The sequence below is a fragment of the Deinococcus wulumuqiensis R12 genome (assembly GCF_011067105.1).
Taxonomy (GTDB): domain Bacteria; phylum Deinococcota; class Deinococci; order Deinococcales; family Deinococcaceae; genus Deinococcus; species Deinococcus wulumuqiensis.
Map to the genome: position 1 here is coordinate 165,586 of NZ_CP049358.1, position 26,287 is coordinate 191,872.

Annotated in this window: 22 protein-coding genes, 1 tRNA gene and 2 pseudogenes; 9 read left to right on the forward strand and 16 right to left on the reverse strand. The window is 67.0% G+C overall.

What is annotated here, in order from left to right:
- Nucleotides 1-580: 580 nt before the first annotated feature.
- The 9 genes and pseudogenes from guaD to G6R31_RS14630 all read right to left on the reverse strand — a co-directional run bounded on the left by guaD (nucleotide 581) and on the right by G6R31_RS14630 (nucleotide 6,581).
- A complete protein-coding gene (guaD, locus tag G6R31_RS14590) occupies nucleotides 581-1,921 on the reverse strand; it encodes a guanine deaminase (protein WP_017869755.1) in 1,341 nt (446 codons plus the stop codon).
- Nucleotides 1,922-2,064: 143 nt separating this feature from the next.
- Nucleotides 2,065-2,202, reverse strand: a pseudogene (locus G6R31_RS14595) (2Fe-2S iron-sulfur cluster-binding protein); the annotation flags it as partial.
- A 469-nt stretch (nucleotides 2,203-2,671) separates the two neighbouring features.
- Nucleotides 2,672-2,920, reverse strand: a complete 249-nt coding sequence (locus tag G6R31_RS14600; RefSeq protein WP_017869757.1) for a cupin domain-containing protein — start codon at nucleotides 2,918-2,920, stop codon at nucleotides 2,672-2,674.
- 41 nt (nucleotides 2,921-2,961) lie between these two features.
- The gene (locus tag G6R31_RS14605) at nucleotides 2,962-3,516 is read right to left on the reverse strand and encodes an aldolase/citrate lyase family protein (protein ID WP_017869758.1); all 555 of its coding nucleotides are present in this window, start codon (nucleotides 3,514-3,516) and stop codon (nucleotides 2,962-2,964) included.
- Nucleotides 3,494-3,853 carry a hypothetical protein gene (locus G6R31_RS16795; RefSeq protein ID WP_017869759.1) on the reverse strand — a complete coding sequence of 120 codons (360 nt, stop codon included), beginning with the start codon at nucleotides 3,851-3,853 and terminating at the stop codon, nucleotides 3,494-3,496. The genes G6R31_RS14605 and G6R31_RS16795 overlap by 23 nt, the downstream gene beginning before the upstream one ends.
- Before the next feature lie 69 nt (nucleotides 3,854-3,922).
- Entirely contained in the window at nucleotides 3,923-4,729 is an 807-nt protein-coding gene (locus G6R31_RS14615; RefSeq protein WP_017869760.1) for an IclR family transcriptional regulator, read from the reverse strand.
- Between the two features lie 15 nt (nucleotides 4,730-4,744).
- Entirely contained in the window at nucleotides 4,745-4,900 is a 156-nt protein-coding gene (locus G6R31_RS14620) for a hypothetical protein (protein ID WP_241846627.1), read from the reverse strand.
- Nucleotides 4,901-4,935: 35 nt separating this feature from the next.
- Nucleotides 4,936-5,076: pseudogene (locus tag G6R31_RS14625) on the reverse strand (hypothetical protein); the annotation flags it as partial.
- A 278-nt stretch (nucleotides 5,077-5,354) separates the two neighbouring features.
- Entirely contained in the window at nucleotides 5,355-6,581 is a 1,227-nt protein-coding gene (locus tag G6R31_RS14630; RefSeq protein WP_017869763.1) for a glycerate kinase type-2 family protein, read from the reverse strand.
- Nucleotides 6,582-7,426: 845 nt separating this feature from the next.
- On the opposite strand from G6R31_RS14630, the gene G6R31_RS14635 reads away from it, so the two are divergent.
- The gene (locus G6R31_RS14635) at nucleotides 7,427-9,625 is read left to right on the forward strand and encodes a heavy metal translocating P-type ATPase (protein WP_025566697.1); all 2,199 of its coding nucleotides are present in this window, start codon (nucleotides 7,427-7,429) and stop codon (nucleotides 9,623-9,625) included.
- Nucleotides 9,618-9,998, forward strand: a complete 381-nt coding sequence (locus tag G6R31_RS14640) for an ArsR/SmtB family transcription factor (protein WP_229659270.1) — start codon at nucleotides 9,618-9,620, stop codon at nucleotides 9,996-9,998. Before G6R31_RS14635 ends, G6R31_RS14640 begins: the two co-directional genes overlap by 8 nt.
- An 8-nt stretch (nucleotides 9,999-10,006) precedes the next feature.
- On the opposite strand, the gene G6R31_RS14645 is transcribed toward G6R31_RS14640, so the two are convergent.
- Nucleotides 10,007-11,467 carry an MBL fold metallo-hydrolase RNA specificity domain-containing protein gene (locus G6R31_RS14645; RefSeq protein ID WP_025566699.1) on the reverse strand — a complete coding sequence of 487 codons (1,461 nt, stop codon included), beginning with the start codon at nucleotides 11,465-11,467 and terminating at the stop codon, nucleotides 10,007-10,009.
- A 177-nt stretch (nucleotides 11,468-11,644) separates the two neighbouring features.
- Here G6R31_RS14645 and G6R31_RS14650 point away from each other — a divergent pair, with 177 nt between their 5' ends.
- The 6 genes from G6R31_RS14650 (at nucleotide 11,645) to nagA (ending at nucleotide 18,890) form a co-directional block, all read left to right on the forward strand.
- Nucleotides 11,645-12,451: a helix-turn-helix domain-containing protein gene (locus tag G6R31_RS14650; RefSeq protein WP_017869767.1), complete on the forward strand. Its 807-nt coding sequence runs from the start codon at nucleotides 11,645-11,647 to the stop codon at nucleotides 12,449-12,451.
- A 126-nt stretch (nucleotides 12,452-12,577) separates the two neighbouring features.
- Complete coding sequence (locus G6R31_RS14655; RefSeq protein WP_017869768.1) at nucleotides 12,578-14,596, forward strand: FAD-dependent oxidoreductase; 2,019 nt, start codon at nucleotides 12,578-12,580, stop codon at nucleotides 14,594-14,596.
- A 201-nt stretch (nucleotides 14,597-14,797) separates the two neighbouring features.
- Nucleotides 14,798-16,279, forward strand: coding sequence for an aldehyde dehydrogenase family protein (locus tag G6R31_RS14660; RefSeq protein ID WP_017869769.1), 1,482 nt, complete (start codon nucleotides 14,798-14,800; stop codon nucleotides 16,277-16,279).
- 139 nt (nucleotides 16,280-16,418) lie between these two features.
- Nucleotides 16,419-17,114 carry a CoA transferase subunit A gene (locus G6R31_RS14665; RefSeq protein WP_017869770.1) on the forward strand — a complete coding sequence of 232 codons (696 nt, stop codon included), beginning with the start codon at nucleotides 16,419-16,421 and terminating at the stop codon, nucleotides 17,112-17,114.
- Entirely contained in the window at nucleotides 17,114-17,743 is a 630-nt protein-coding gene (locus tag G6R31_RS14670; protein ID WP_025566703.1) for a CoA transferase subunit B, read from the forward strand. The genes G6R31_RS14665 and G6R31_RS14670 overlap by 1 nt, the downstream gene beginning before the upstream one ends.
- A gap of 13 nt (nucleotides 17,744-17,756) precedes the next feature.
- A complete protein-coding gene (gene nagA, locus G6R31_RS14675; RefSeq protein WP_017869772.1) occupies nucleotides 17,757-18,890 on the forward strand; it encodes an N-acetylglucosamine-6-phosphate deacetylase in 1,134 nt (377 codons plus the stop codon).
- A gap of 57 nt (nucleotides 18,891-18,947) precedes the next feature.
- Here the strand turns inward: nagA and G6R31_RS14680 are convergent, their stop codons facing one another.
- Complete coding sequence (locus tag G6R31_RS14680) at nucleotides 18,948-19,325, reverse strand: HU family DNA-binding protein (RefSeq protein WP_017869773.1); 378 nt, start codon at nucleotides 19,323-19,325, stop codon at nucleotides 18,948-18,950.
- Between the two features lie 229 nt (nucleotides 19,326-19,554).
- Between G6R31_RS14680 and G6R31_RS14685 the strand changes: the two genes are divergently transcribed.
- The gene (locus G6R31_RS14685; RefSeq protein WP_081608212.1) at nucleotides 19,555-20,970 is read left to right on the forward strand and encodes a S8 family peptidase; all 1,416 of its coding nucleotides are present in this window, start codon (nucleotides 19,555-19,557) and stop codon (nucleotides 20,968-20,970) included.
- 167 nt (nucleotides 20,971-21,137) lie between these two features.
- Here G6R31_RS14685 and G6R31_RS14690 read toward each other — a convergent pair whose 3' ends face one another.
- The 5 genes from G6R31_RS14690 to G6R31_RS14710 form a co-directional block, all read right to left on the reverse strand.
- Nucleotides 21,138-22,145 carry an alpha/beta fold hydrolase gene (locus tag G6R31_RS14690; protein WP_152423525.1) on the reverse strand — a complete coding sequence of 336 codons (1,008 nt, stop codon included), beginning with the start codon at nucleotides 22,143-22,145 and terminating at the stop codon, nucleotides 21,138-21,140.
- Nucleotides 22,146-22,537: 392 nt separating this feature from the next.
- A tRNA-Met gene (locus G6R31_RS14695) sits at nucleotides 22,538-22,614 on the reverse strand.
- Nucleotides 22,615-22,672: 58 nt separating this feature from the next.
- A complete protein-coding gene (locus tag G6R31_RS14700) occupies nucleotides 22,673-23,590 on the reverse strand; it encodes a ribokinase (protein ID WP_029732830.1) in 918 nt (305 codons plus the stop codon).
- Nucleotides 23,574-24,917 carry a 3-oxoacid CoA-transferase gene (locus tag G6R31_RS14705; RefSeq protein WP_017869777.1) on the reverse strand — a complete coding sequence of 448 codons (1,344 nt, stop codon included), beginning with the start codon at nucleotides 24,915-24,917 and terminating at the stop codon, nucleotides 23,574-23,576. The genes G6R31_RS14700 and G6R31_RS14705 overlap by 17 nt, the downstream gene beginning before the upstream one ends.
- Nucleotides 24,914-26,182 (reverse strand): thiolase family protein, encoded by a 1,269-nt coding sequence (locus G6R31_RS14710; protein ID WP_017869778.1) that lies wholly within the window; start codon nucleotides 26,180-26,182, stop codon nucleotides 24,914-24,916. Before G6R31_RS14710 ends, G6R31_RS14705 begins: the two co-directional genes overlap by 4 nt.
- Between the last annotated feature and the right edge of the window lie 105 nt (nucleotides 26,183-26,287).

Genomic DNA, 26,287 nt, shown 5'->3' on the forward strand with positions numbered 1-26,287 from the left:
TCAGGGGCTTAGCGGTGATTCAGGAAATGGCTGATATGGAACCGAACTCTTCTTCAGAGATGTCGGAAAAGCGCTGCCAGCTCTTCGGCGCCGTTCAGTTCCGCCCTGTCTTTGACCCACTCTGCTGCGCAGCTTTGCAAGCCCGTTCGGAAAAAATGGTTTAGATAACCAAACTATTTTTCAAAGCCATATGATAATTGAAAGGGATTCGACCTGAGCAGACTGAAAGCCAGCCACCCCCAAGACAGAGAGGAAACAACAGGAGATGGCCTCCAAAGTGTCCCAACGCTGCTTCCTTTGGCATGCAGGCAGCATAGACGTCCAGTAAGGGCTTTCTTTCTTATACGGATTCCGCTAAATTCCTGCACAGTCGGAACTACACCGCCTGTGCATCCATATCGCGAAATCCGTATCTTTTCCTACTCCTTTCAGTCGGATTGAATCCAGAAATCTGCTGGATTCAATCGGAATCCGTATTACACCCTCAGATCGAGGGAAAAAGCCCGGCCGGATGTCTGTTTTGGAAACTGCGGGAGGCCAGCCGGTTCAGGTGACCGCGCCGTGAATAAATCTCTTGAGTTTACGAGGAAAGGGCCGCCAACCCCAGTTCGCGTCGGTACACGGTTTTCCCACCCGCCCAGACACAGGCCAGGTCACCCTGCACTCCGGTGGCGAACGTGGCGGCCAGCAGACGGTCAGGCGAGTCGGCGGCGTCAAATACGGCACGCAGGGGGGTGCGCGGGGAGGGAGAAACCAGCACGGCGTCGAACACCTTGCCGGACGCGAAGTCCCCGGTGATGTGCTGCAAGTCCAGCGCCTTGGCCCCAGCGCGAGTGGCGAGGTACAGCAGATGTGCGGGCGTAAGCGGCACGCCGTTCTCGCCCTGAAGCTGCTGCATGAAGTACGCCTGCAACCCCTCTTTCAGCATCGAGAAGCCGGTGCCGCCGCCCACGTCCGTGCCGAGAGACACATGAACGCCCGCCTGAAGGTGGCGTTTCAGGGGAAAGAGGCCGCTCCCCAGTGCCGAGTTGCTGCAAGGGCAGTGCGCCGCCGTGCAGTGGTGCGCGGCCATGACGCTCAGCTCCCGGTCATTCGGGTGGACGTTGTGCGCCAGGACGCTGCGGCGCGTGACCAGTCCGGCGCGTTCATAGGTGTCCAGGTAATCGCGGGCCTCCGGAAACAGATCGCGCACCGCCCCGATCTCCGCGACGTTCTCGTTGATGTGACTGGTGAAGCGCAGTCCCTGAAACTCGCGCATCAGGGCGGCGCAGGCGTCCAGGATTCCTTCCGAGGCGGAGAGAGAAAAGCGCGGCGTCACGGCGTAGAGTTGCCGCCCGGTGCCGTGCCACTTCTCGATCAGGGCTTTGCTTTCGGCGTAGGCACGTTCCGGCGTGGTGTGCAGTTCGGGACGCAGCAAGCGGTCACTCACGACCAGCCCGGCCACCGCCCGCAGACCCGAGCGTTCGGCCTCGCCGAAGAGGAGGTCCACGGCAGACGCGAAATGGCTGCCGAACACCAGCGCGGTGGTGGTGCCGTTGTGCAAGAGTGAACGCGTGAACTCCTGCGCCACTGCCCGCGCGTAAGTCGTGTCGGCCAGCCGCGCTTCTTCCGGCAGGGCGTTTTTCTCCAGCCACTCCAGCAGCGGCATGCCCAGCCCGCCGATCACGCGGCCCTGCGGGTAATGAACGTGCGTGTCGATAAAGCCGGGCAGCAGCAGCCCGCCGCGCAGGTCGCTCACCTCGGCGGTGGGGAAAGCGCCCCGCAGTTCGGCATACGTTCCAGTGGCGGCGATGACGCCGTTCTCGACAAGGATTCCACCGTCCTCCTGCACCTGAAGGCCAGCCGGATCGTCAAAGGGACTGGCAGGTGTGTGCATGAAGGTGGCGCGGTACAGCGTTCGGGTGATGAGGTTCTGGATCATTTTGAAGTCGCTTCTTCCAGGAGGGAAAGGGGCTGGGCCGGGGCAGACTTCCCCCCGCGCCGCCGGGCGAACGGGTCACTCTCCGCCGGGGTGCCCAGGGCGTGGGCGGCGTCCATGCTCACCACGAACCCCGGCGTGGAGTACCCGCATTCGCCCTCGGCGCACCCTTCCTTGCACCCCGTAAGCCCCTGTTCGCGCAGCCAGTTCAGCAGGGTGGTGTGCGGCTTTGTCCCGGTCACCTCGCGTCGCACGCCGTTGATGTTCACCTTCAGCCTGTCCATCGTTCCCTCCCAGTGTTGCCAAAACAGTTTTCCGGCGTTCACACACTTCTGCCCTTTCGGGAAGAAATGCATGGTTCACGCCGGGAACTGAGGAGCTGGGCGGGCCGCCGGTTATCCATGCAGAACGACAGCCTGGTTGTGTTTGGTGCAGTATACGGGGCCACTGGGTTGAGGTTGTGCTGCACTTCAGAGCGTACACATAATACGGATTCCGCTTCATTCCTGCACAGTCGGGAAAGCGCCGCCTGTGCATCCATATCGCGGAATCCGTATTTTTTCCTACTCGCATCCGCTCTGCTGCGCAGCTTTGCAAGTCGGATTGAATCTGAAACTACCAGATTCAATCGGAATCCGTATAAGTCAACTCGTCGTCAACAGACGCAATCAGTTTTCAGGGGCTGGAAATCCAGAACAGGAAAATGGACTTCCGCCAACTCAGCCGGAAGTCCATTCTGAGGGGCACAGACGGTCAGCCACCCAGCGGGTGACGGTTCATGTCCTTGTACAGCAGGTATTTGCTCCACGTTCTGCCGAGAGCGCCGCAGCACTGCGGGCAGTGGGCGCCCATCCAGATCACGTCTCCGGCGGTCACGGGGTAATAGGCGTCCTGAAGCTTGTACAGGCCCTCGCCTTCCAGCATCAGCAGGCCGTGCTCCATGGAGTGGATCTCGGTGTTGGGCAGGGTCGCCCCCGGCGCAAAACTCATGGTGCTGACCATGAAATCGAAAGGGGCCTCGTCCGGCAGCAGCTTGCGGGCGATCAGGTGATCGTCTCCCTCGAATTCGTACCCGGGGTTTTCGCGCTCATTGCCCCAGTAGATGCCGGGGGGGCCAGCATGGCGTCCACATCCATGCCGAGTTCACGCCGGGGGGGAACAGGAACACTCCTCGTGCTTCCCAGGTGTTTGATCAGGCTGAACACGTAATCCCAGCGCCCGGCATTCAGCCCGTACGCCCGGGCGTGCAGGGCGTGCAGCAGCGCGTCGGCGTTCATCAGCCCGCTGAAGGTCTCGATCTGGAGGCACACCCGGACGCTGCCGTGCGTCAGGCCCAGGTGACGCTCGGCGAGGGTCAGCGCCTCCTCCCAGAACTGCGCCTCCCGCACGGTTTCCAGCTTGGGAACATAGATATGCGGCGGATTGTCTTTCAGTGCGGACAGGGCCACCCCCAGGTCGCACAGCGAGGCGACGGCGGGTCCACCGAAGTCCAGGTGCGGCTCCAGCGCGTACAGAGCACGTGGGCGGATCAGCAGCGCCTTTTGGTTTTCGGATGTCCTAGAGCAGTTCTCCGAATTACGTGATGCGCGGAACGGCACCCCGCATCACTCCATTCTCCGCCCTGCTCCGTGTTTTGCACTCGCTCCGCTCGCCAAAAAGACGTTGCGTCTTTTTGTCAAATGCTCTAATCTCCGTGAGAGCGTCGTAGGCGGCCTGCAGATTGCGGTGCGTGGGCGCGAAGGTGTCGTCGAAGTCGATGACGACCGCGTCCGCGTCCCCGCGCAGGTTTTCCGGTACGGGGGCGGCCCGGTACTCCGGCACGGGGCCAGCGCTGGTCTGGCCGGGCAGGGCCGCCCAGGCCGGGCGCAGCGCGCCGTGCAGTTCACGCAGCAGGGAAAGCGTGGCCGGGGGCGGGTTCAGGGGGGAGGGTGTCATGAAAAAGTTCCCCCAGGGCGGCAGCGTTCACGGCCGCCGCATTCGGGTCATGTTGAAAAGGCGAGGGAGTCAGGGCCGCCAGCCCAGCCGGGCGGAAATCTGGTTCGAGGCGGCCCGGACACGTTCCAGGGTCTCTGGAATGTTCTTCTTGGGAAAGCGTGAGGTAGGAGCCGAGATGCTCAAGGACGCCACGATGTCCCCCCGGGCGTCCCGGATGGGTGTGGCGAGGCAGCGCACGCCCAGTTCGCGTTCCTCGTCGTCCAGCGCGTACCCCTGGGCGCGCACGGCGTCCAGTTCGCGCGTCAGGGCCGGGAGGGTGGTGATGGAATTCGGCGTGTAGGCGGGATACGGCCCCGGCCCGACCAGGTGGCGCACTTCGATGCCCGGCAGCCAGGCGGTCAGGACCTTGCCCACGCCCGAGCAGTGCAGCGGGGCGACCGCGCCGATGTGAGTGAACATCCGCATCATCTGGCGAGCTTCTACCTGATGCACGTACACGGCTTCCCCGGCGCGGCGCACCGCGAGGTTGGCGGTCTCGTTCAGGTCGTCCACCAGGGCCTGCATCTCGCTTTGTGCGGCGCCGAGCAGGGTGTTGCGCACGCTGAAGGCCGCGCCCACCTGGTAAGCCCGCAGGCCCACGCTGAAGAGGCCGCTGCGTTCCTCCCACTCCACGTAGCCCTGCTGACGCAACGTTTCCAGCAGGCGGTAGGTGGTGCTGGCCGATAAGCCCACCTTCTTGGCGACCTGGGTCAGGGTGGCCTCACCGAACTCGGCGAGGGCCGTCAGGACGCTCAGGCCGCGTTCCAGCGTTCGCACACTGCCCGTGTCGCCGCTGCGGGCGCGGCCGGTCTTCTGTCTGGGTGGGTCAGTCGTCATGGGTTTTTTCCATGCTCAGCCTAGCTGCTCGTAACCGGGCAGGGTCAGGAAATCCATCAGGGGGCTTTCGGTGGCGGTGCGCTTGAACAGTCTGGCGGCGTCGGCGTAATCGGGGCCGAGTTTGGCGGACTCGTCCTCGAACAGTGCGTCGAACAGCTTCTGGTCGAGCACGCGCCCGTCCTTCAACTCGACCCCATGCCGCTTTCCATCAGTTCGCGGCGGCGGGCTTCGAAACGGCGGTGCAGCTCGGCCACGAACGCGAGGGCTTCAGGCGTCAGAATCTCGGCGTACTCGGACCTAACGGGCGTAGTAATGGTCATTCCGGCGGGCAACTTCAGTTCAGTCATAGGGGTACTCCTTGAGCGGGGAAGTTCGGGGAGGGCCGGGCGATCAACTTCCAGTCTTGTTTTTTATCGTACGACAATTGAATTCATTCTAGAGCAGTTCTCCGAATTACGTGATGCGCGGAACGGCACCCCGCATCACTCCATTCTCCGCCCTGCTCCGTGTTTTGCACTCGCTCTCTTCGAGCTGTCCCAGTCCGCTCGCCAAAAAGACGTTGCGTCTTTTTGTCAAATGCTCTATAGAAGCCTATCGGGGTGGTCCGTCGCTTCTTCGGGGACATTCACCAGCCAATCGCCAGCGCCCGGAAATCGTTCAGGTTGTGCCCGCTCGGCCCCGTCACCAGCGCGTCGCCCAGCCGCGCAAAAAAACGGCCGGAGTCGTTGCGGTTCAGCAAGGCCCGCGCGTCCAGGCCCAGCCCCCGCGCCCGTTCCAGGGTGTCCGGGGTCACAAAAGCCCCCGCCGCCTCGCTGCTGCCGTCCACCCCGTCCGACCCGGCGGACAGGGCGTAAATGCCGTGCCTTCCCAGAGACAGGGCCAGGGCCAGCGCGAACTCCTGGTTGCGTCCACCCACCCCTTCCCCGCGCAGCGTGACAGTCGCCTCGCCGCCGGACAGCAGCACCACGGGCGCGCGGGCGGGCGAACCGTACGCCTGCACACTCCGCACCACCGAGGCGTTAAACCGCGCCAGTTCCCGCGCCTCGCCTTCGAAGGTGTCGCCCAGAATCAGCGATCCCACGCCCTGATTCGCCAGGTGCTTCTGTGCGGCCTCCAGCAGCAGGCGGTTGCTGCCCACGACGGTATTGGTGACGTTCGGCAATGCGTCCGGCGTGTCCAGCGTCCCGGAGGCGAAGTGGGCGCGGGCTTCGGGCGCGGCGAGGCCATAGCGTTCCAGCACCGCCAGCGCGTCCGCGAAGGTCGTGACGTCCGGCACGGTGGGGCCGCTGGCAATCACGCTCATGTCGTCCCCCACCACGTCCGAGAGCAGCAGCGCCCGCACCCTGGCCCGCGTGGCCTGCGCCAACTGGCCGCCCTTGGTGCGGGAAAGGTGGCGCCTGACCGTGTTGATTTCCGAGATGTCCGCCCCGGCCCGCAGCAGCTCCCTGGTGAGTTCCTGTTTCTGCGCCAACGTCACGCCGTGCGGCGCGGCCAGCAGAGCGCTGCCGCCGCCGGAGACCAGCACCAGGGCTTGCTGACCTTCCTTCAGCGCAGCGAGGCGCCTCAGGGCCGCCGCTGCCGCCGCCACGCTGCGTTCGTCCGGAACGGGGTGCGAACCGGGCATCACGCTGGCGTCCGGCGGGGCACTCAGGTCGGCGGTTCCGGCGGGCGGGACGATCAGGGTCGGCACGCCGGGGTACGCTTTCAGGGCCGCGCGGGCCATCGGCAGCGCCGCCTTTCCGAAGGCCAGGATGAAATCCGGCCTGTCACCTTTCCAGTGCCCCTTCAGCAGCACCTCGGGGCTGACGGCTGCCAGGGCCGCGCGGTAGGTTCCTTCCAGCAGCGTCCGCAAGTCCACGTCCTTTACTCCAGTCCCGCCAGTTCGGCGTAGAACTTCGCCATGCCGCTGTGGTCCAGCTCGCCGTCACCGTTGGCCATCATGCTGTCCATGATATTCGCCGCCACGCCGGTGGCGAAGCAGCGGCATCACGGCGGCCAGCCTCAGCGCCATTGCCCTGAACATCCTGTTCAACATCATCGGGACGAGCAGAACCCACCCTTCCAGTACCGCCGAAGTCGCCAGTCACGCACCGGAACCCGCCGACATTCACTGAGATTCTGACCCAGGTAAGCGATTGGGCAGAAGTGGGCATGGGCGCGGCTGTTATACGGATTCCGCTAAATTCCTGCACAGTCGGAACTACACCGCCTGTGCATCCATATCGCGAAATCCGTATCTTTTCCTACTCCTTTCAGTCGGATTGAATCCAGAAATCTGCTGGATTCAATCGGAATCCGTATTGCGCGCCCAGTGGCGACCCGCATCCGCATCTTCCCGCCTCGCCGGTGATGGTTATGTGGTCAAGCGGCTGCGCCCCAGGAACATCTTCGACAGCACCAACCCAGACTTCAATGTCCCCCGTGCCCTCATTGCTCCCGATGAAATCGTTCCCCAGATTTCACCACCAGCTGGAACGGCCGGAAGGCCAAAAGAGAAAACCATGTTCCAGCACGGGCATGGTCCTTTTCTGTCTCGTCCAGTTGCGTCCGGTTCCGGTTGTTTCAGGAGGATTGAATTTGAGGCAGGGATGAGGATAGAGCACAGAGAACTACAGCCACTCTGGGCACCTCCGGGACCGACCCGACGGCCCACTCTTATTCCTCGATATCTGAAGAACTGTTCAGATATACTGAGGTATGCAAGCTCCTGGCACCCGACTCAGTTATTTCGTGGAGGGCATGGACTGCGCCAGTTGCGTGGCGCGGGTCGAAAAGATGGTGGGCACCCTGCCCGGGACAGGCGAGGTCAGGACCAGTTTCGCCCGGCAAACCCTGTCCCTGGCCCTCGACGAGGCGCAGACTTCCCGCGCCGCGCTGGAAAAGAACCTGCGCAGCCTGGGCTACGGCCCGACCCTGCTGCCCCAGCCGGGCGCCCCGGTCGCCGCGTCAGACAGCTCCCACACCGAACACTCCCACCAGACACGCCAGCACGCGGACCATGTTCACGGCCCCGCCGACCGGGGGAAGCCCTGGTACCGCACCGGGCAGGGCCAACTGGTGGTCGGCACCGGCGTTCTGCTGGCGCTGGCGTGGGTCCTGGGGTTGACCGTGCCCCAGTGGGCGCCGTGGGGGTTTACGGCGGCGGCATTGATTGGCGTGTGGCCGCTGGCGAAAAAGGCGTGGGCGAGCCTGCGTCTGGGGGACCCTTTCAGCATCAACCTGCTCGTGACCCTGGCGGCAGTGGGGGCCGTCGCCATCGGGGAAGCCGCCGAGGGCGCGGTGGTCGTCTTTCTGTTCGCGGTGGGCGAGCTGCTCGAAGGCGTGGCGGCGGGCCGGGCGCGGGCCGGAATCGAGTCGCTGGCCGCCCTGACCCCCAAAACCGCGCTGCTGGTCGAGCCGGACGCCGTGCGCGAGGTGCCTGCCGCCGACTTGCAGGTCGGGCAGACGGTGCAGGTCGGCCCCGGCGCCCGCGTGCCTGCCGACGGCACCATCACGGCGGGGCATTCGAGTCTGGACGACAGCCCGGTGACCGGCGAGAGCGTGCCGGTGGGCAAAGGCCCCGGCGACCACGTCTACGCGGGCAGCATCAACACCGACGGCCTGCTGACCGTGCGCGTGGACCGGGCCGCCGCCGACAACACCATCGCCCGCATCATCCACCTGGTCGAGGAGGCCGAGGGCAGTAAGGCGCCCACCGCCCGCTTTATAGACCGGTTTTCACGCGCCTACACGCCCGGCGTGGTCGCGGCTGCGGCCCTGACCGCCGCGCTGCCGCCCCTGCTGCTGGGGCAGCCCTGGTTTCCCTGGCTGTACAAGGGCATCGCCCTGCTGCTCATCGGCTGCCCCTGTGCGCTGGTGCTGAGTGTGCCTGCCGCCATCACCTCCGGCATCAGCGCGGGCACGCGCCGGGGCCTGCTCATCAAGGGCGGCGCGGCGCTGGAAGCCATCGGCAGCGTGCGGACCATCGCGTTCGACAAGACCGGCACCCTCACGCAGGGGCGGCCCCAGGTCACCGACCTTGTGCCAGCCGACCCGCACGACGACCCGCAGGAGCTGCTGCGCCTGGCCGCCGCCGTAGAAACAGGCAGCAGCCACCCGCTCGCCCAGGCGATCACGGCTGAGGCGCAGACGCGCGGGCTGAGCGTTCCGGTGGCCAGCGAGGTCCGCGCCCTGCCGGGTCAGGGGGTCGCGGCTCAGGTTGGAGGCCGCGCCGTGCAGGTGACTTCTCCCGTGTTCGCCGCTGCCCAGGGACCGCTGAGCACCGAGCAGCAGCGGCTCATCTCCACGCTGGAGGCGGAGGGGCGCACCGTGGTCGTGGTGCTCGACGGCGGACACCCCCGGGGGCTGATCGCCCTGCGCGACGAACCCCGCGAGGACGCCCGGGACGCGCTGGCGGGTCTGCGCCGCCTGGGTGTTCGCCCGCTGATGCTGACGGGCGACAACGCCCGCACGGGGCAGGCTGTCGCCGCCGACCTGGGCCTGGACGTGCAGGCCGAACTGCTTCCGGAGGACAAGCTGCACGTCATCGAAGAACTGCGTGTGCAGGGCGGCGTGGCGATGGTCGGAGACGGCATCAACGACGCCCCGGCCCTCGCCCGTGCCGACGTGGGCATCGCCATGGGCAGCGGCACCGACGTGGCGCTCGAAACCGCCGACGCCGCGCTGCTGCGCGGGCAGGTGCAGGGGGTGGCCGAGCTGGTGCAGCTCTCGCGCGACACGCTGGCAAATGTCCGGCAGAACGTCGCCTTCGCGCTGGGCCTCAAGGCGCTGTTTCTCGTCACCACGCTGCTGGGGTACACCAACCTGTGGATGGCGGTGCTGGCCGACACCGGCGCCACAGCCCTCGTGACCGCCAACGCCCTGCGCCTGCTGCGCTGGAGGCCCCGCAGTGAGTAAGGCAGTGGGTCAGGATGCAGCCGTGCCGGGCGACCTCTGCGAGGTCAGCTGTGTTCACCCGGAAGCGGTGGCCCAGGCGCGGGCGGCCCTGCCGGACGAGGCGCACGTGGCGGCGGCGACCAGCTTTCTCAAGCTGCTGGGCGACCCCACCCGGCTCAAGTTGCTGAGCGCCCTGAGCGCCACCGAGCTGTGCGTGTGCGACCTCGCGGCGGTCGTGGGCCTGAGCGAAAGCGCCGTGAGTCACCAGTTGCGTCTGCTGCGCACTGGGCGACTGGTCGCCTTTCGCAAGGCGGGCCGGGTGGTCTATTACCGCCTGGCCGACGAGCACGTCACCACCCTGCTTCGCAGCGCCCTGGAACATGCCCGCGAGTAAAGGAGGGCCTACTCGCCGCCCTCGCCCTGCCCCGCTGCGCCCGTCGGCGGCACCACCAGTCCCGGCGGGCGCCCGTCTTTGAAGCCCGCGCCGAGCAGGTCCACCGGGGAGCGGTCGGGCACGATGTCGCCTTTCAGTCCGCGCCCGGCCAGCACCGGCAGGAAGGCGTCCATCACGCCGACTTCGCCGTGCACCAGCCAGACGTGGGGGGTGCCCGCCGTGCTCAGGAAGGCCAGCAGGTCGTCCTGGTCGGCGTGGGCGGAAAAGCCGCCGATGGTGTGGACCTGGGCACGGACCGCCACGTCCTCGCCCATCAGGCGCACGGTATCCGCACCCGCCACGATGCGTCCGCCGAGGCTGCTCGGAGACTGGTAAGACACGATGATGAGGTTGGTCGAGGGCTTCCAGAGGTGGTGCTTGAGGTGGTGCTGGATGCGCCCGCCGGTCATCATCCCGTTGCCCGCCATGATGATCGCGGGGCCGTCGTAGCGGTTGAGGCGCTGCGACTCGGCGCTGGTGGGCACGGTGTGCAGCGTGCTGGGGCGAAAAGGGTCTTCGCCGTCGCGCAGGGCGTCACGCACCGGGGGAATGAGTTCGTCGCCGTACTCGAAATACTCGTGGGTGGCCCGCGCCGCCATCGGTGAATCGAGAAACACGGGAATGCGCGGCACCTCGCCCGAATCCATCAGTTCCTTGAGGGTGTACAGAATGGTCTGCGCCCGCTCGATGGCGAAACTGGGAATCAGAATCTTGCCGTTTTGCCGCACGCTGTCGCGCAGGGCCTGGGCGAACTCGGCGCGGGTGCCCGCCCAGTCGCGGTGGGTGCGGTTGGCGTAGGTCGTTTCCAGCACGACGGCGTCCACGGCAGGCGGCGGCGTGAAGTCGAGTTGCAGCCCGCTTTCCCGGTTGCCGAGGTCGCCCGACATCAGCAACCGGCCCCCGGGCGCTTCCAGAATCAGGTAGGCGCTGCCCAGGATGTGCCCGGCCCGCTCGGGGGTGACGCGAACGCCCGCCACCTTGAGCGTTTCCCCGAAGTTCAGGTGCGGGCGCAGCAGCGCGAGGGTGCGGTGCACGTCCTCCTCGTCGTACAGGGGCGGCGGCACCTCGTCCTCGCGGCCCTGACGGCGGGCGCGGCGCAGGTCCTGGCGGTGGCCCTCCACCTGCAGGCGGGCCGAGTCGAGCAGCACCGTCTCGGCGAGAGCGGCGGTGGGCGGCGTGCAGTACACCGGCCCCCGGTAGCCCAGCCGCACCAGCAGCGGCAGCCGCCCCACGTGGTCGAGGTGCGCGTGGGTCAGGAGGACCGCGTCGAGCCCCGCCGGGTCGAAGGGAAAGTCCTCATGGTTGCGCCGCTCCAGCTCGTCGCCCCCCTGAAATAGCCCGCAGTCCACCAGCAGTTGCCGCCCACCGAGCGTGAGCAGGTGCATGCTGCCCGTGACGGTCCCCGCCGCGCCGAAACTCTGCATTTGCATGGGGGGAGTGTAGAGGAAAGAGTGTGCAGAACATCACGAAATGAAAGTTGAGGCAGGCTTCACGGACGCCGGGGAGGTCTGCCGAGGATGCCGACGACGTTGCCGGGTCGCCCGTATGCTGGGGTTCGGCCAGACTCCAGAACGATCACAGACCCCGGAACAATCAGGAGAACAGCCATGAATGATGGAGAGTCGGCACAGAGCGCCTTTCCCGCCCTGCTTCAGACGATGCGGCGGGCGGCAGGGCTGAGCCAGGGCGAACTGGCACGGCAGGCGCGGCTGACCCGGCCTTACATCAGTCAACTGGAAAAGGGGAGCCGGAGCAGCCCCTCGCGCAAGGTCGCCCTGAGCCTTGCCAACGCCCTGCAACTGGACGCACCGCAGCGGCGGGCCTTTCTGGACGCGGCGGGCTGGCCTGAACTGGAAGTCCCGCTGCACGACCCTTCAAGCGGGCTGGGACAGACGGACGATACTTACGCGCTGGCCCGGCAACTGCTGGACGCCTGCCCCTTTCCGGCGGTGCTGCACGACAGCCGCTGGTTGGTGGGCTACGTCAACCGGGGCGGGCACGCTTTTTTTGAGGCGCTTCAGGCTCCACTTGCACCGCAGGGCGAAGCCGTGTCGCTGCTGGAAAGCGTGTTTCACCCGGTGATTCGCGCTCACCTGAGCGACTGGGAAGCCTGGGCGCGGGCCATGCTGGCGCAGTTCAAGCGCGACAGCCTGCACCTGGGGCAGACCCCGGCGCACCTGGCGTTGCTGGGGCGCCTGCGCCTGCTGCCCGATTTTGCGCGCCTGTGGCACAGCGTGGAGCCGTCTGCCGATACGGTGCCCACCATGCGCCTGCCGCTGAAACTGCTGGGCACCCGCCCCTGTCTGGTCGAGGTGCTGCGCTTTCAGGTGGTCGGCCTGCCCGAACTCTGGATGGTCGCTTTTTTGCCCCGTGACGCGGTGGCCGAGGAATTTATGCGAAGTCTGCTCCGGTGAAGGTGGTAACCAGTTACCTTGCCCCCGTTCAGCAGCGGCTCCTAAATTATCGCCATTCCACAATTTTTCTTCGGTTGCGCCGGACGCGCCCCTATAGGCGGTCTGCCGCCGCCACAAGGAGTCCGCATGACGCAGGCCGCCTCTCCGTCCGACATGACCCCCACCCAGCGGGCCACCCTCAAAGCCGTGGCCGATACCGTTCTGCCCGCATTGCCGGAACGTGGCAAGGACGCCTTCTGGCAGCTCGCCGCCTCCGACCTGAGCGTTCACCTCGCGCTGGAACAGTACCTCGCCACCCAGCTTCCGCCCCAGACCCGCGCCGGGCTGCTGTCGCTGCTGGACGCCCTCGCGCTGCTCAGTTTCGCGCCGCAGGGGCAGGCGGTGCGTGAAAGCCTGCTGCGAACCATTTCCGGCCTCTCGCCCGAAGCGGCGGCGGGCATCGGGGCGCTGCGCCAACTGACGCTGATGTTCGGCTACTCGCTGACTGATGCCCAGGGAAAAAACCCGCTGTGGGAAGGGCTGAAGTACGCTGGGTTCGGCAGCCCCGCGCCCACCACACCGGGCGGCATCACGCCCTACGTCCCCCAGGCGGGCGAAACGCTGGAAGCCGACGCCGTGGTGGTCGGCTCTGGCGCAGGCGGCGGCGTCATCGCGGCGCGGCTGGCGCAGACGGGCAAGCGCGTGGTGGTGCTGGAAGCGGGCGGCTACTCGCACGAGGCACACTTCAAAGGGCAGGAACTCGCCGCCTACCAGACGCTGTACTACCGGGGCGGCTACCACCCCACCGCCGACGGCAACGTGACGCTGGTGGCGGGGCGCAACCTGGGCGGGGGCACCACCGTCAACTGGTCGAACTCGGTGCGGCCCCGCGACGACATTCGCCGCGCCTGGGCAGGCGAACACGGCCTGAGCGACGTGGCCGACCCCAGCTACGACGCCCACATCGACTCGGTGCTGGAACGCATGAAGGTGGGCGAAGCGTGCAGCGACCACAACGGCCCCCACCAGCGGCTGGAAGAAGGCGCAGAGAAGCTGGGCTACCACTATGTCCGCGCGGCCCTGAACCTCGACCCCGAGCGCTACGACGCCGAGAAAGCCGGGCACTCGGGCTTCGGTGACCAGACCGGGGCCAAGCAGGGCACCATGCGGACCTTCCTGCAAGACGCCCACGACGCCGGGGCCAGGATTCTGGTGGGCACCGAGGCGCAGCGCGTTCTGGTCGAGGGCGGGCGGGCTGCCGGGGTCAGCGCCGTTTGCACGGTGGACGGCGAGGCGCGGCCCATCACCGTTCGTGCCCCGCAGGTGGTGGTGGCGTGTGGGGCGCTGGAAACGCCCGCGCTCCTGCTGCGTTCGGGCCTCGGCGGGCCAGCGGCGGGGAAGTATCTGCGGCTGCACCCGGCGGGACTGGCCGCCGGAATCTATGCCGAAGACCAGAAGGCGTGGTGGGGGCCAGCCCAGGCGGGGATTCTCAAGGAGTTTGCCAGCCGCGAGGGCGGACACGGCTACATCGTCGAAGGCGTGCAGTACGGCCCCGGCCTGATTGCTTCCGGGCTGCCCTGGCACAGCGGGGCCGCACACCGCGAGCTGATGGACAAGTTTCACCGCATGGCCGTGTTCGTGAGCATCGTGCAGGACAGAGGCCACGGGCAGGTGACGGTAGACGAGCAGGGGCAGGCGGTCCACACCTACGCCGTGACCGACCCGCTGGACGTGGAGAACTTTCACCAGGGCGTCGCCACCGCCATCCGGCTGCACGAGGCGGCGGGGGCCGAGGAAATCATCGCGCTGGTGCCGGGGCTGGCTCCCTGGAAACGTGGGGATGACCTAGAAGCCTTCATCGCGGCCACCCGACAGGCCCCGCTGGGCGCGGGCGGACAGACCGTTTTCAGCGCCCACCAGATGGGTTCGGCACGCATGGGCCGCGACCCCCAGACCAGCGTGGCCGACCCCGACGGGCAACTGCACGACACCCCCGGCGTGTGGATAGGCGACACCAGCGCCTTCCCGACCTGCTCGGGCGTGAACCCGATGGTGTCGTGCATGGCCCTCGCCTCGCGCACCGCCGAACGCATTCTTCGCCACATGGACGGCGGCGCAGTGCCCTCGGCGGGCCAGTCGCTTCAGGCTGGTCAGGCCGCGCAGTAACGGCTTGAGCATTTGACATAAATAAAGTTGGCCTGGACGCCCCCTCACCCCTCGCTCCGCGAGGCCCTCTCCCACAAGGGGCGAGGGTCAGAAAAGGCAATCATTCTTTCGTCAAACGCTCTAGACCAACTCTCATCGACCCTTTGACCACCGACCGCCGCGCCTTTCCTGGCGATTGGTGCGCCCCCAAGGAGCCACCCTATGACCGCAACACCCCAGCCCACCCCCGAGCAGCCCACTCCCCAGCCCACCCTGCGCCACGACAGGTTCTATATCGGCGGTCAGTGGGTAGACGCCTCTGACCACGACATGCTGGACGTGGTGGATTCCAGCACCGGGCAGGTCATCGGGCAGGTGCCTGCCGGAACGCCCGCCGACGCCGAAAAAGCCATTCAGGCCGCGCACGCCGCCTTCGAGGGCTGGTCGCAAACTTCGCCAGAGGAGCGGGCCGCGCTGCTGGAGCGCATCAGCCGGGGCCTGAGCCAGCGGCAGGCCGAGATTGCCACCCTGATTACGCAGGAAGTCGGGATGCCTTACCTGCACGCCAACCTGATTCAGGTGGGCCTGCCCGCCGCCACGTTTGCCTCCATGGCCGAGGAAATTCGCCGCTACCCCTTCGAGGAACGCCTCGCCAGTTCGGTGCTGCTGCGCGAACCCGTGGGCGTGGTGGCGGCCATTACCCCCTGGAATTATCCGCTGCACCAGATTGCCGCCAAGGTCGCCCCGGCGCTGGCGGCGGGCTGCACGGTGGTGCTCAAGCCCAGCGAGGTCGCGCCGCTCAATGCCTACGTGCTGGCGGAAATCATGGAGGAGGCGGGCGTTCCGGCGGGCGTCTTCAATCTGGTCACGGGGACCGGGCCAGTGGTGGGCGAGGTGCTGGCCTCGCATCCGCTGGTGGATATGGTGTCGTTCACGGGGTCCACGGCGGCGGGGCGGCGGGTCAGCGAGCTGGCGGCCCGCACCGTCAAGCGTGTGGCGCTGGAACTGGGCGGCAAAAGCCCCTACATCATCCTGGACGATGCCGACCTCACCAGGGACGCGCTGGTGCAGGCCATCGTGAACGGCGTGCAGGGCTGTTATCTCAACTCGGGCCAGACCTGCTCGGCCCTCACGCGGATGCTGGTGCCGCGCTCGCGCCTCCCCGAGGTCGAAGCGGTGGTGCAGGGCGTGGTGTCGCAGGTCAAAGTCGGTCACCCGCTGGAAGCAGGCACCACGCTGGGGCCGCTGGTGTCCGACGTGCAACGCGAGCGGGTGCGCGGATACATCAAGAAGGGCATGGAAGAGGGAGCCAAGCTGATTGCCGGTGGCCCCGACGCGCCCGAAGGACTGGAACAGGGCTTTTTCGTGCGCCCCACCGTCTTTTCCGAGGTCACGCCGGACATGACCATCGCCCGCGAGGAAATCTTCGGGCCAGTGCTGGTCATTCAGCCCTACGACGACGAGGAAGACGCCATCCGCATTGCCAACGACACCGAGTACGGGCTGGCGGGCGGCGTGTGGGCCAGCGACCCCGAGCGGGCCGTGCGTGTCGCCAAGCGCATCCGCACCGGACAGGTGTCCATCAACGGCGGAGCCTTCAACCCGGTGGCCCCTTTCGGCGGCTATAAGCAGTCAGGCAACGGGCGCGAGTTCGGGCGGCTGGGCCTGGAAGAGTTCATGGAGGTCAAGTCGCTCCAATTCTGAGCATTGCAGCTCATGGGGGAGGCCACTTGGAAAGTTCCCTGTGGCCTTCTTTTCATTCATCCGCTCTCTGCCATCTGCCCTCGCTCGCCCACTTAGCGAACAAACGCCCGTTAGTCTCTTGCGTTACACTGCCTTCACCATGAACAAGGAATACGCGAGTGCTGCCGAGGCACTGAAAGACATCGTGGCCGACGGGCAAACCGTCGCGGTGGGGGGCTTCGGGCTGTGCGGCATTCCCGAGCAGCTCATCCTGGCGCTGCGAGACAGCGGCGTTAAGGGGCTCACCGCTGTCTCCAACAACGCCGGGGTAGACGGCTGGGGATTGGGCCTGCTGCTCGAAACCCGCCAGATTCGCAAGATGATTTCGAGTTACGTCGGCGAAAACAAGGAATTCGAGCGTCAGTACCTCAGCGGTGAACTCGAACTCGAATTCACCCCGCAGGGCACGCTGGCTGAGCGCATGCGGGCGGGCGGCGCGGGCATTCCTGGCTTCTACACCAAAACGGGCGTCGGCACGCTGGTGGCTGAAGGCAAGGAACACAAGGACTTCGACGGCGAAACCTACATCCTCGAGCGCGGCATCGTGGCCGATGTCGCGCTCGTCAAAGCGTGGAAAGCGGACAGAGCGGGCAACCTCATCTACCGCAAGACCGCCCGCAACTTCAACCCGATGGCGGCGACCTGCGGCAAGGTGACGGTGGCCGAGGTCGAAGAACTGGTCGAAATCGGTGAACTCGACCCCGACGAAATTGATACCCCCGGTATTTTCGTGCAGCGTGTGGTGGTCAATGCCACGCCTGAAAAACGCATCGAGCAAAGGACGGTGAGGCACTGATGCCCTGGACACGCGATGAAATGGCGCAGCGCGCCGCACAGGAACTTCGGGACGGCTATTACGTCAACCTCGGCATCGGGCTACCCACCCTGGTCGCCAACCACATCCCGGAAGGTATGAGTGTGTGGCTGCAGTCCGAAAACGGACTGCTGGGCATCGGCCCCTTTCCGCGTGAGGACGAGGTAGACCCCGACCTCATCAACGCGGGCAAGCAGACGGTCACGGCGCTGCCGGGGGCGAGCTTTTTTTCGAGTGCTGACTCCTTCGCCATGATTCGTGGCGGGCATGTCAATCTCGCCATTCTGGGAGCGATGCAGGTAAGCGAGAAGGGCGACCTCGCCAACTGGATGATTCCCGGCAAGATGGTCAAGGGGATGGGCGGGGCGATGGACCTGGTGGCCGGGGTGCAGCGCGTGGTGGTGCTGATGGAGCATGTGGCGAAGGGCGACAGCCACAAAATTTTGCAGGACTGCACCCTGCCGCTGACGGGCAAAGGGGTGGTGAACCGCATCATCACCGACCTGGGCGTGCTGGACGTGACGCCGGGCGGCTTGCAACTGGTCGAACTCGCGCCGGGCGTGACCCTGGAGGAGCTGCGGAGCAAGACGGGGGCCGAGATTCGGGAGTAACTACACTGGGGGCATGACTTCCCCCGTCTCCCCCGCCTCCCTGCGTGGCCGCCTGCTGTTGCCGGGCGGCTCGCTCGTTTCCGGCACGCTGCACTTCGGCGCTGACATCACCGCGCTGGAGGAAGGGCCGGAGACGGGCGGCCCGCTGATTGTGCCGGGTTTCGTGGACACACACGTTCACGGCGGAGGCGGCGGCGACACGATGGACGGGGCGGAAGGGGTGCGAACCCTGGCGCGGCTGCACGCCCGGCACGGCACGACCACGCTGCTGCCGACCACCATGACCAACCCCTGGGAGCGGGTGCTCGCGGCGCTGCGCGGCGTGCGCGAGGTGATGGACGCGGGCGGCGTGCCGGGGGGGGCAGACATCCCCGGAGCGCATCTGGAAGGGCCGTTCATCAGCCCGCAGAGGTTGGGGGCACAGCCGCCCTGCACGCTCACGCCGACGCCGGAGCGGGTGCAGGAACTGCTGGCGCTGAACGTGATTCGGGCGGTGACGCTGGCCCCGGAAATCGAGGGGGCCACAGACGCGGCCCTGGCCTTTGCCGGTGCGGGCGTGCGGGTGGGCATCGGGCACACGGCGGCGGACGCCGAAACCACGGCGGCGCTCCTGCGGACCGTTCACGTGGCGGGCGGGCGCACGGCGGGCACGCACCTGTTCAACGCGATGGGCGGGATTCAGGGGCGCGAACCGGGCGTCGTCGGGGCGCTGCTGACCGACCCCCACGCCTTTGCCGAGGTCATTCTCGACGGCTTCCACCTGCACCGCCTGAGCTTCCTGCTCGCCCGCGCCGCCGCGCCGGAACGCGTCATGCTGATTACCGACGCGATGCGGGCCGCCGGACAGGGCGACGGGGAAAGCGAACTCGGCGGGCAGCCCGTCACCGTGAGTGGGGGCCGCGCCACCCTCGCCAGCGGCAGCCTCGCCGGAAGCGTCCTGACGATGGACATGGCCCTGAAAAATGCGGTGGCGGCGGGCATCCCGCTGGCGGAGGCGAGCCGGATGCTCAGCCTCGCGCCTGCCCGTTCGCTGGGCCTGAGCGACCGGGGCGAGCTGCGCGTGGGCCTGCGGGCCGACGTGGTGGTGCTGGACGAGGAACTGAAGGTGCGACAGGTCTACGTGGGTGGACGCTCCGTCGCTTTATAGCCGCAGGCAAAAAAAACTCCCCCCGAGCAAACGGGGGGAGCAGAAAGCGGAAAACGCTTAGAGGTTGCCCTTGAGGGTGCTGGCGACCTTGAAGGCGACCTTCTTGCCGGCGGGAATCTGGATCTTCTCGCTGGTGCCGGGGCGCACGCCGGTGCGGGCGGCGGTTTCCTTGACCGAGAGGGTGCCCAGGCCGGGCAGACCGACGCTCTTGCCGCTCTGCAGGGCGCTGACCACGGACTCCAGCATGGAGCTGATGGCTTCTTCGCTCTGCTTCTTGGTCAGGCCGGTCTGGTCGGCGACCATTTCGACCAGCTGGGTCTTGGCGACCTTGCCGCTGTCGGCGGCGCCACGCTTGGCGGCAGGAGCGGCTTTGGCAGCGGGAGCAGCCTTTTTGGCAGGGGCCTTAGCAGACTTTTTCGTCATGGTGAGCAGCATGACATATCTCATGGCGGCTGTGAAGGGGGGAACGGGGGATAGATGCCCTCTAGGACGCATACATTAAGGCCAGCTGGGCAAAAGTTGCCGCCAAAGCGGGCTTTCTCCGGATTTCCCCAAACGCGGATACCGAAATTTCAGTGCCAGGACGCCTTTTACGGCAGTTCGGCATGTTGTCGGCAGCGGAGGGACTCATGTCCCCCTCAGCGCGGCAGTGTATGAGGGAAAAATGAAGAACGCGTGTCTGTTGCCCCTCTCGCTGCTGACTGGCCTGCTGCTGACTGGGTGCGGCGCGAACCCGTCCTCGTCTGCTCCGGCCTCTACGCCGGGCACATCGGGACCTTTACCCCAGGCGAGCGAGTGTCGCCCGGCGGGTGCGCTGAGCTTCTCGGCGGTGGCTGTGACGGGCGAGGCGGCACCCCCCGGCAACTGGGCGACGCCCCACGTGCCCGGCGAGGTGCTGGTGCTCACGGGCCGTCGCCTGAGCGCCCAGGCGACCTCGGCGCTGGGCGGCGTGTCCACGCTGGCGGTGGCGGACGGATTGCTGCTGGCCCGGACCCCGGTGGGAGAGGCCGACGCCGCCTTTGCCCGTCGCCTGACGCAGGCGGGCTTGCAGACCCAGCCCAACTACCGCTACTTCTCGCTGGCGCCGAGCGACCCCGGCTTTCCCGGCAACCGGGGCGTGCGGGTAGGCGACCGGGCCTACCACCAGACCTACCTGACCCGCATCGGCGCGGCGCAGGCGTGGCAGACGCTGGACGCGGCGGGGCGCTCCAGAAACGGGGTGCTGACAGCGGTGCTCGACACCGGGGCGGACCGGCAGCACCCCGAGCTGGCCGGGCGGCTGCTGACCGGCTGCACCTTCGACAACCGGGGGGGCTTCACGGTGGGGGCGCCGGAAGTGTCGGCCAGCAGTTCGCAGGGGCGCGGGCACGGCACCGGCAGCGCGGGCCTGATCGGGGCGAACACCGACAACCAGGAGGGACTGAGCGGCGTGCTGTGGCGCGGCAACCTGTTGCCCGTCAAGGTGCTGGGGGATGACGGCGCCTCCACCGTTTCGCTGGTGGGCGGCCTGAACTACGCGGCGGCGCAGGGGGCGCGGGTCATCAACATGAGTCTGGGCGCCCCAGGCAAGCTGAGCGACCCGGTGCTCGACCGCGCCATCACGCAGGCGGCGCAGCGGGCGGTGCTGGTCGCGGCGGCGGGCAACACCAGTGGCGACGGCATCTATTTTCCTGCCAGCCACCCCGCCGTGATCGCGGTGGGCGCCCTGGGCCGCGAGGACCACCTCGCCTGCTACAGCGCCCGCCCCGGCGCGGCGAGCGGGTCACGCCAGCTCGACATCGTCGCGCCGGGGGGCAACGCGGGCACCCGCGACGGCGTGAGCACCAGCGGGCCGGGCTGCCTGGTGTCCGGTCCCGACGACCTGCTGACCCTGAGTGCCACCGACCAGGGCAGCTACGTGCTGCGCGCCGGAACCAGCGAGGCGGCGCCCCTGGTCAGCGGCGTCGCGTCACTGATGTGGGGGGCGAACCCGGACCTCAGCGCCGCCGAAGTCCGCGCCCGCCTGCTGGCAAGTACCCGGCAGGTCGGCACCCTGAAGATGCTCGACGCTAAGGCAGCGGTGGAGGCGGCCCTGAAGTAATACGGATTCCGCTTCATTCCTGCACAGTCGGGCCTATACAGTTGGGAAGGCACCGCCTGTGCATCCATATCGCGTAACCCGTATTTTTTCCTACTCGCATCCGCTCTGCTGCGCAGCTTTGCAAGTCAGATTGAATCTGAAACTACCAGATTCAATCGGAATCCGCCTTAAGGCTTTTGCCAGAAGGTGTCGAGGGCAGCCTTGACTTCAGGGAGCTTTTCCCAGTGCGGCAGTCCGTCGGTTCCGGCGATTCGCACCGCCTGCATGCCGGGCTGCTGGGTGAACAGCGGCAGGCGGTCGAATGAAACGAACCCGTCCTGGTCGTAAAGCACCAGCGTCGGGGTCTTGAGCGGGCGGTAGAGGTTCTGGTAGCCGTCGCTGTCAAAGAGGCGCCCACTCACGAAATAGAGCGGCGCGTACTTGGCTCCCGGCTGACGGCTGGTGTCCACGCTGTAGTCGATGACTTCGCCGGGGACCGGCCCCCGGAAACTGCGGCTGAGGAAATAGTGGACGCTGGGGCGCGTGCGCAGGGTGCCGTAGAGCAGGTCGTCTACCCGGCGCAGGCGCTGGTAGCGGCTCAGTCCGCCGTCGTCGGCGGTGGCCTGCTGCGACCCGCCCCTCGGCTGACCCAGACCGCTGGGGCTGATGAGGGCGAGACTGCGAATGCGCGGCTCCTGCAGGGCGGCGCGGGCGGCAAACTCGCTGCCGAGCGACAGGGCCACCACGTCCACCTCGGTGTTCAGTTCGGCCACCAGGGCCAGCAGAGCCTGCGTCATCAGCTCGGGGGCATAGGTGACGTCGGGACGGTCGCTCTGGCCGAAACCGGGCCATTCCAGAGCATAGACCGGACGCTGACCGGCGTAGGCGTTCCACAGGGGCCGGACCTCGTAGGCGCTGGCCGCAGCGTTGACGGCGTGGGTCAGAATCAGCGGACGCCCGCTGCCGCGCGGATCGGCGTAGTACCCCACGCGCCCGAAACCGGGAAGCGTCAGGAAGCGCTGCTCGCCACTGACGGCGGGGCGCAGGGTCGAAACGGCGGAGCTGCCCGGCTGGGCGGACGATTGAAGGGCAGGAGCGCAGGCGGCCAGAGCGGTGACCAGCCCTGCCAGGGCCAGACCCCTGAGAAGGACACGGCCCGTTCGTTGGGTGCGGGAGGGTTGCATTCGGCGTTGCATGAAATCATCTCCTTGGGGCTTGATTGTTGCTCCTGAAGCAAAAATCAGGCCACGACAAGTTTATTCCGCCCCGACCTTTCGCTCTTTTTCATCAGTAGCCCGGTGGTGCAAGGCCGATGTTCTGCACCTGGCCCGAAGCGGCGGCGCCCAGGCTGCATAATACGGATTCCGATTGAATCTGGTAGTTTCAGATTCAATCCGACTTGCAAAGCTGCGCAGCAGAGCGGATGCGAGTAGGAAAAAATACGGGTTACGCGATATGGATGCACAGGCGGCGCTTTCCCGACTGTGCAGGAATTAAGCGGAATCCGTATAAGGTAGGCAAAAGCTACACAACCCCGCTACAAAACACGACCCCCGGCCACTGGACCGGGGGTTTTTGCTGTGTGGGATGGTGGCGACAGAGAGACTTGAACTCTCGACCTCACGATTATGAGTCGTGCGCTCTAACCAGCTGAGCTACGTCGCCGAAGGTGGCTCGCCCCTCAAGGGTGCGGCGAAAAATCTACCACCCCCTCGCCCCCAGATCAAGCCCCCGTCCAGCGGCTCAGAGCTTCTTCCAGTTCCGCGCGCCACGGCATTGCGGGCTGGGCGCCCTCACGGCCACAGGCGAGGGCACTGCCCACCACCGCCCAGCGCAGCGCCGAGGCCAGAGCTTCACCCCGGCTCAGCGCGGCGACCAGCACACCGACAAAGGTGTCCCCCGCGCCGGTCGTGTCGCGCACCTGAACGGGATGGGCGGGCAGCTCGGTCCACGTCTCGCCACTCAACGCCAGGCAGCCGCGTTCCCCCAGGGTCACCACCACCGTCTGCGGTCCCAGGGCCTGAACATGGCGCAGGCACCCGCGCAGCTCTCCCCCGCCCGCCAGGGTTCGCAACTCGCCCTCGTTGACGACCAGCACGTCCACCTGCCGCAGCAGTTCGGCGGGCAGGGGGCGGGCGGGCGCCGCATTGAGCACCACCCGGGCGCCCGCCGACTTCGCCGCCTGAGCAGCGGCCAGCACAGTATCCAGCGGAATCTCCAGTTGCAGGACCAGCCAGCCCACTCCAGCCAGTGGGGGCACCCGTTCGGGCCTCAGCGTGGCATTGGCGCCGGACGCCACCACGATGCAGTTTTCGCCCGTTTCCGACACGCTGATAAACGCCGCGCCCGTAGGAGCAGGCACGCGCAGGGTCCAGTCCTGCACCCCACTTTCACGCAGCGAGGCGAGCAGCGGCTCGGCAAAGGGGTCCGTGCCCAGGGCACCGAAAAAGGCGACCTGACCCCCGGCGCGGGCGCAGGCCACCGCCTGATTGGCCCCCTTGCCGCCGGGCGCGGTGCTGTAGGCCTCGCCCAGCACGGTTTCGCCGGGCGCAGGCAGATGCGGCAGCCGCGTCACGAAATCGAGGTTGGCGCTGCCGACCACCACCACACGGGGCCGCGAGAGGTCAGAGGCGCTCGGCAAAGCTGGCTCCCGTACTTGCCCGCACGTCTTCCAGGGTGCTGCCGGGCATCAGTTCGGTGAGGGTCAGCCGCCCGTCCACGAACTCGAACACCGCCTGCTCGGTCATGACCATATCCACCACGCCCCGCGCCGTCAGCGGCAACGTGCATTCCCGGACGATTTTCGGCGTGCCGTCGGGGTCGGTGTGGTTCATCGTCACGATCAGGCGCCCCGCCCCGCTCGCCAGGTCCATCGCGCCGCCCACCCCCAGCAGCGGTTTGCCCGGCACCGCCCAGTTCGCCAGGTTGCCCGCCTCGTCCACCTGCAAGCCGCCCATCACGGCCACGTCCACATGCCGCCCGCGAATCATCCCGAAAGAATCGGCGGAGTCGAAATAACTCGCCCCCGGCAGGGCGGTCACCGGAATCTTGCCTGCGTTGACCGGGTACTCCATCGCGCCGCCACCTTCGGGGGCCGGGCCGACGCCGAGCATGCCGTTTTCGGTGTGCAGGTTGATGTTCATCTCGGGCGTGATCAGGTCGGCCACCAGCGTGGGAATGCCGATGCCGAGATTGACCACGTCGCCGGGGCGCAGTTCCTGCAAGGCGCGGCGAGCGATGTTCAGGCGGGCGTCGTCCACCTTTTTGGCGCTGGCCTTCACGTCGGCGCTGCTGCCCAGGTCCTCGGGGGTCAGGGTCGCCTGCACCAGATAATCCACGAACAGCCCCGGGGTGTGAACGTGTTCGGGCGCGATGTCGCCCACTTCCACGATTTCTTCGACTTCGGCAATCACGAGGTCGGCCGCCGTCGCCATCGCCCGGTTGAAGTTCTGCTCGGTCAGGCGGTACTGAAGGTTGCCTGCCCGGTCCGCCCGCCACGCCCGGACGAACGCCACGTCGCCGCGCAGCGCAGGCACGAACACCATGAGCTGGCCGCCCAGCACGCGGGCTTCGGCGTCTCCGGCGATCACGGTGCCCGCAGCGGTGGGCGTGTAAAAGCCGCCCAGTCCCGCGCCCCCGGCCCGCAGCGCCTCGGCCAGCGTGCCCTGGGGAATGAGCTGCACGTCGAGCTTGCCCTCCTGGTAAGCCTGTACCGCTTCGCGGTTGGAGGTGAAATAGGAGCCGATGGCCTTTTTGAGCTGTCCGTTTCTGAGCAGCCGCCCGCCGCTCAGCCCCGCTTCGCCCACGTTGTTGGCGACGTAGGTGAGGTCCCGCACGTCCGTTTCAGCGAGGGCGTGAACGAGGTGAACCGGGTTCCCGGTCATGCCGAAGCCGCCGACCAAGAGGGTCTGGCCGCTGTGAACCTTCTGCGCGGCTTCCTGCACGGTGATGACGGGAACGGCCTTCACGCTTCCACCCGCTCGATCAGCGCCGCCTCGCCCTGCCCGACACCCACACACAGGGTCGCCAGCCCGTAGCGTCCCTGCCGCCGCCCGAGTTCGTGGGTCAGGGCGACGATCAGCCGGGCGCCGCTCATGCCGAGAGGGTGGCCGAGCGCAATCGCGCCGCCGTTCACGTTCACCTTGCTCTGGTCGAGTTCGAGTTCGCGGATGCACGCGAGCGCCTGCGCCGCGAATGCCTCGTTGAGTTCGATCAGGTCAATCTCGTCCTTATTGATGCCAGTGCGCTCTAACAGCTTGCGGGTGGCGGGAATGGGACCCAGACCCATCACACGCGGCTCGACCCCCGCCGCCGCGCCGCCCACCCAGCGGGCCAGTGGCCTGATGCCGAGGGCCTGCGCCCGTCCCGCGCTCATCAGCACCAGCGCCGCCGCGCCGTCGTTGAGGCCCGAGGCGTTGCCCGCCGTGACCGTGCCGCCCTTACGGAAGGCGGGCCTGAGTCCGGCCAGCGTCGCCTCGTCGGTGGCGAGTTCGTACCCCTCGCCATTTTTCCGGATGCGGGGATGCTCGTCGGTGTCGAACACCGTCACTCCTTTGCGCCCCTTGATTTCCACCGGCACGATTTCGTCCCTGAATTTCCCGGTGTTGATGGCCGCCAGCGCCCGCTTCTGAGATTCGAGCGCGAAGGCGTCCTGGTCTTCACGGGTGATTTCGCCGCCCTTGTAGGCCCCTTCGCGGCTGCGCTCCACGATGTTTTCCGCCGTCTCCCCCATCGCTTCCAGCGGGAACATTTCCTGCATGGCCGGATTGGGAAAGCGCCAGCCGAGCGTGGTGTCGTAGGCGGTCACGTTGCCGTTGGCGAAGGCCTGCGCCCCCTTGGGCATCACCAGCGGGGCGCGGGTCATGCTCTCGGCGCCCCCCACCACGTACACGTCGCCGTCGCCGTTCCGGATGGCACGGGCGGCCATGTTCACCGCCGCCAGCCCCGAGGCGCACAGCCGGTTGACGGTCACGCCCGCTGCCGTATCGGGCAGCCCGGCGAGCAGCGCGGCCATGCGGGCGACGTTGCGGTTGTCCTCCCCGGCCTGGTTGGCGCAGCCGAAGATCACTTCCTCGATTTCCCCGGCAGGCACCCCACTGCGGGCCACCGCTTCCCGGATCACCAGGGCGGCGAGGTCGTCGGGGCGGACGCTGGACAGCGACCCCCGAATGGCGCCGATGGGCGTGCGGACGGCAGCGACGATCACCACGTCACGGTCTGAAATTGTGGACATGGGGGGCATTGTAGGATAGGCCCCGCAGAGCGGCGAACGGAGCAGCCGCCTGGACCGAACCGATGCTGCCAGCAGACGGCGGAACACGGAAAGGCAAGCCGCTCT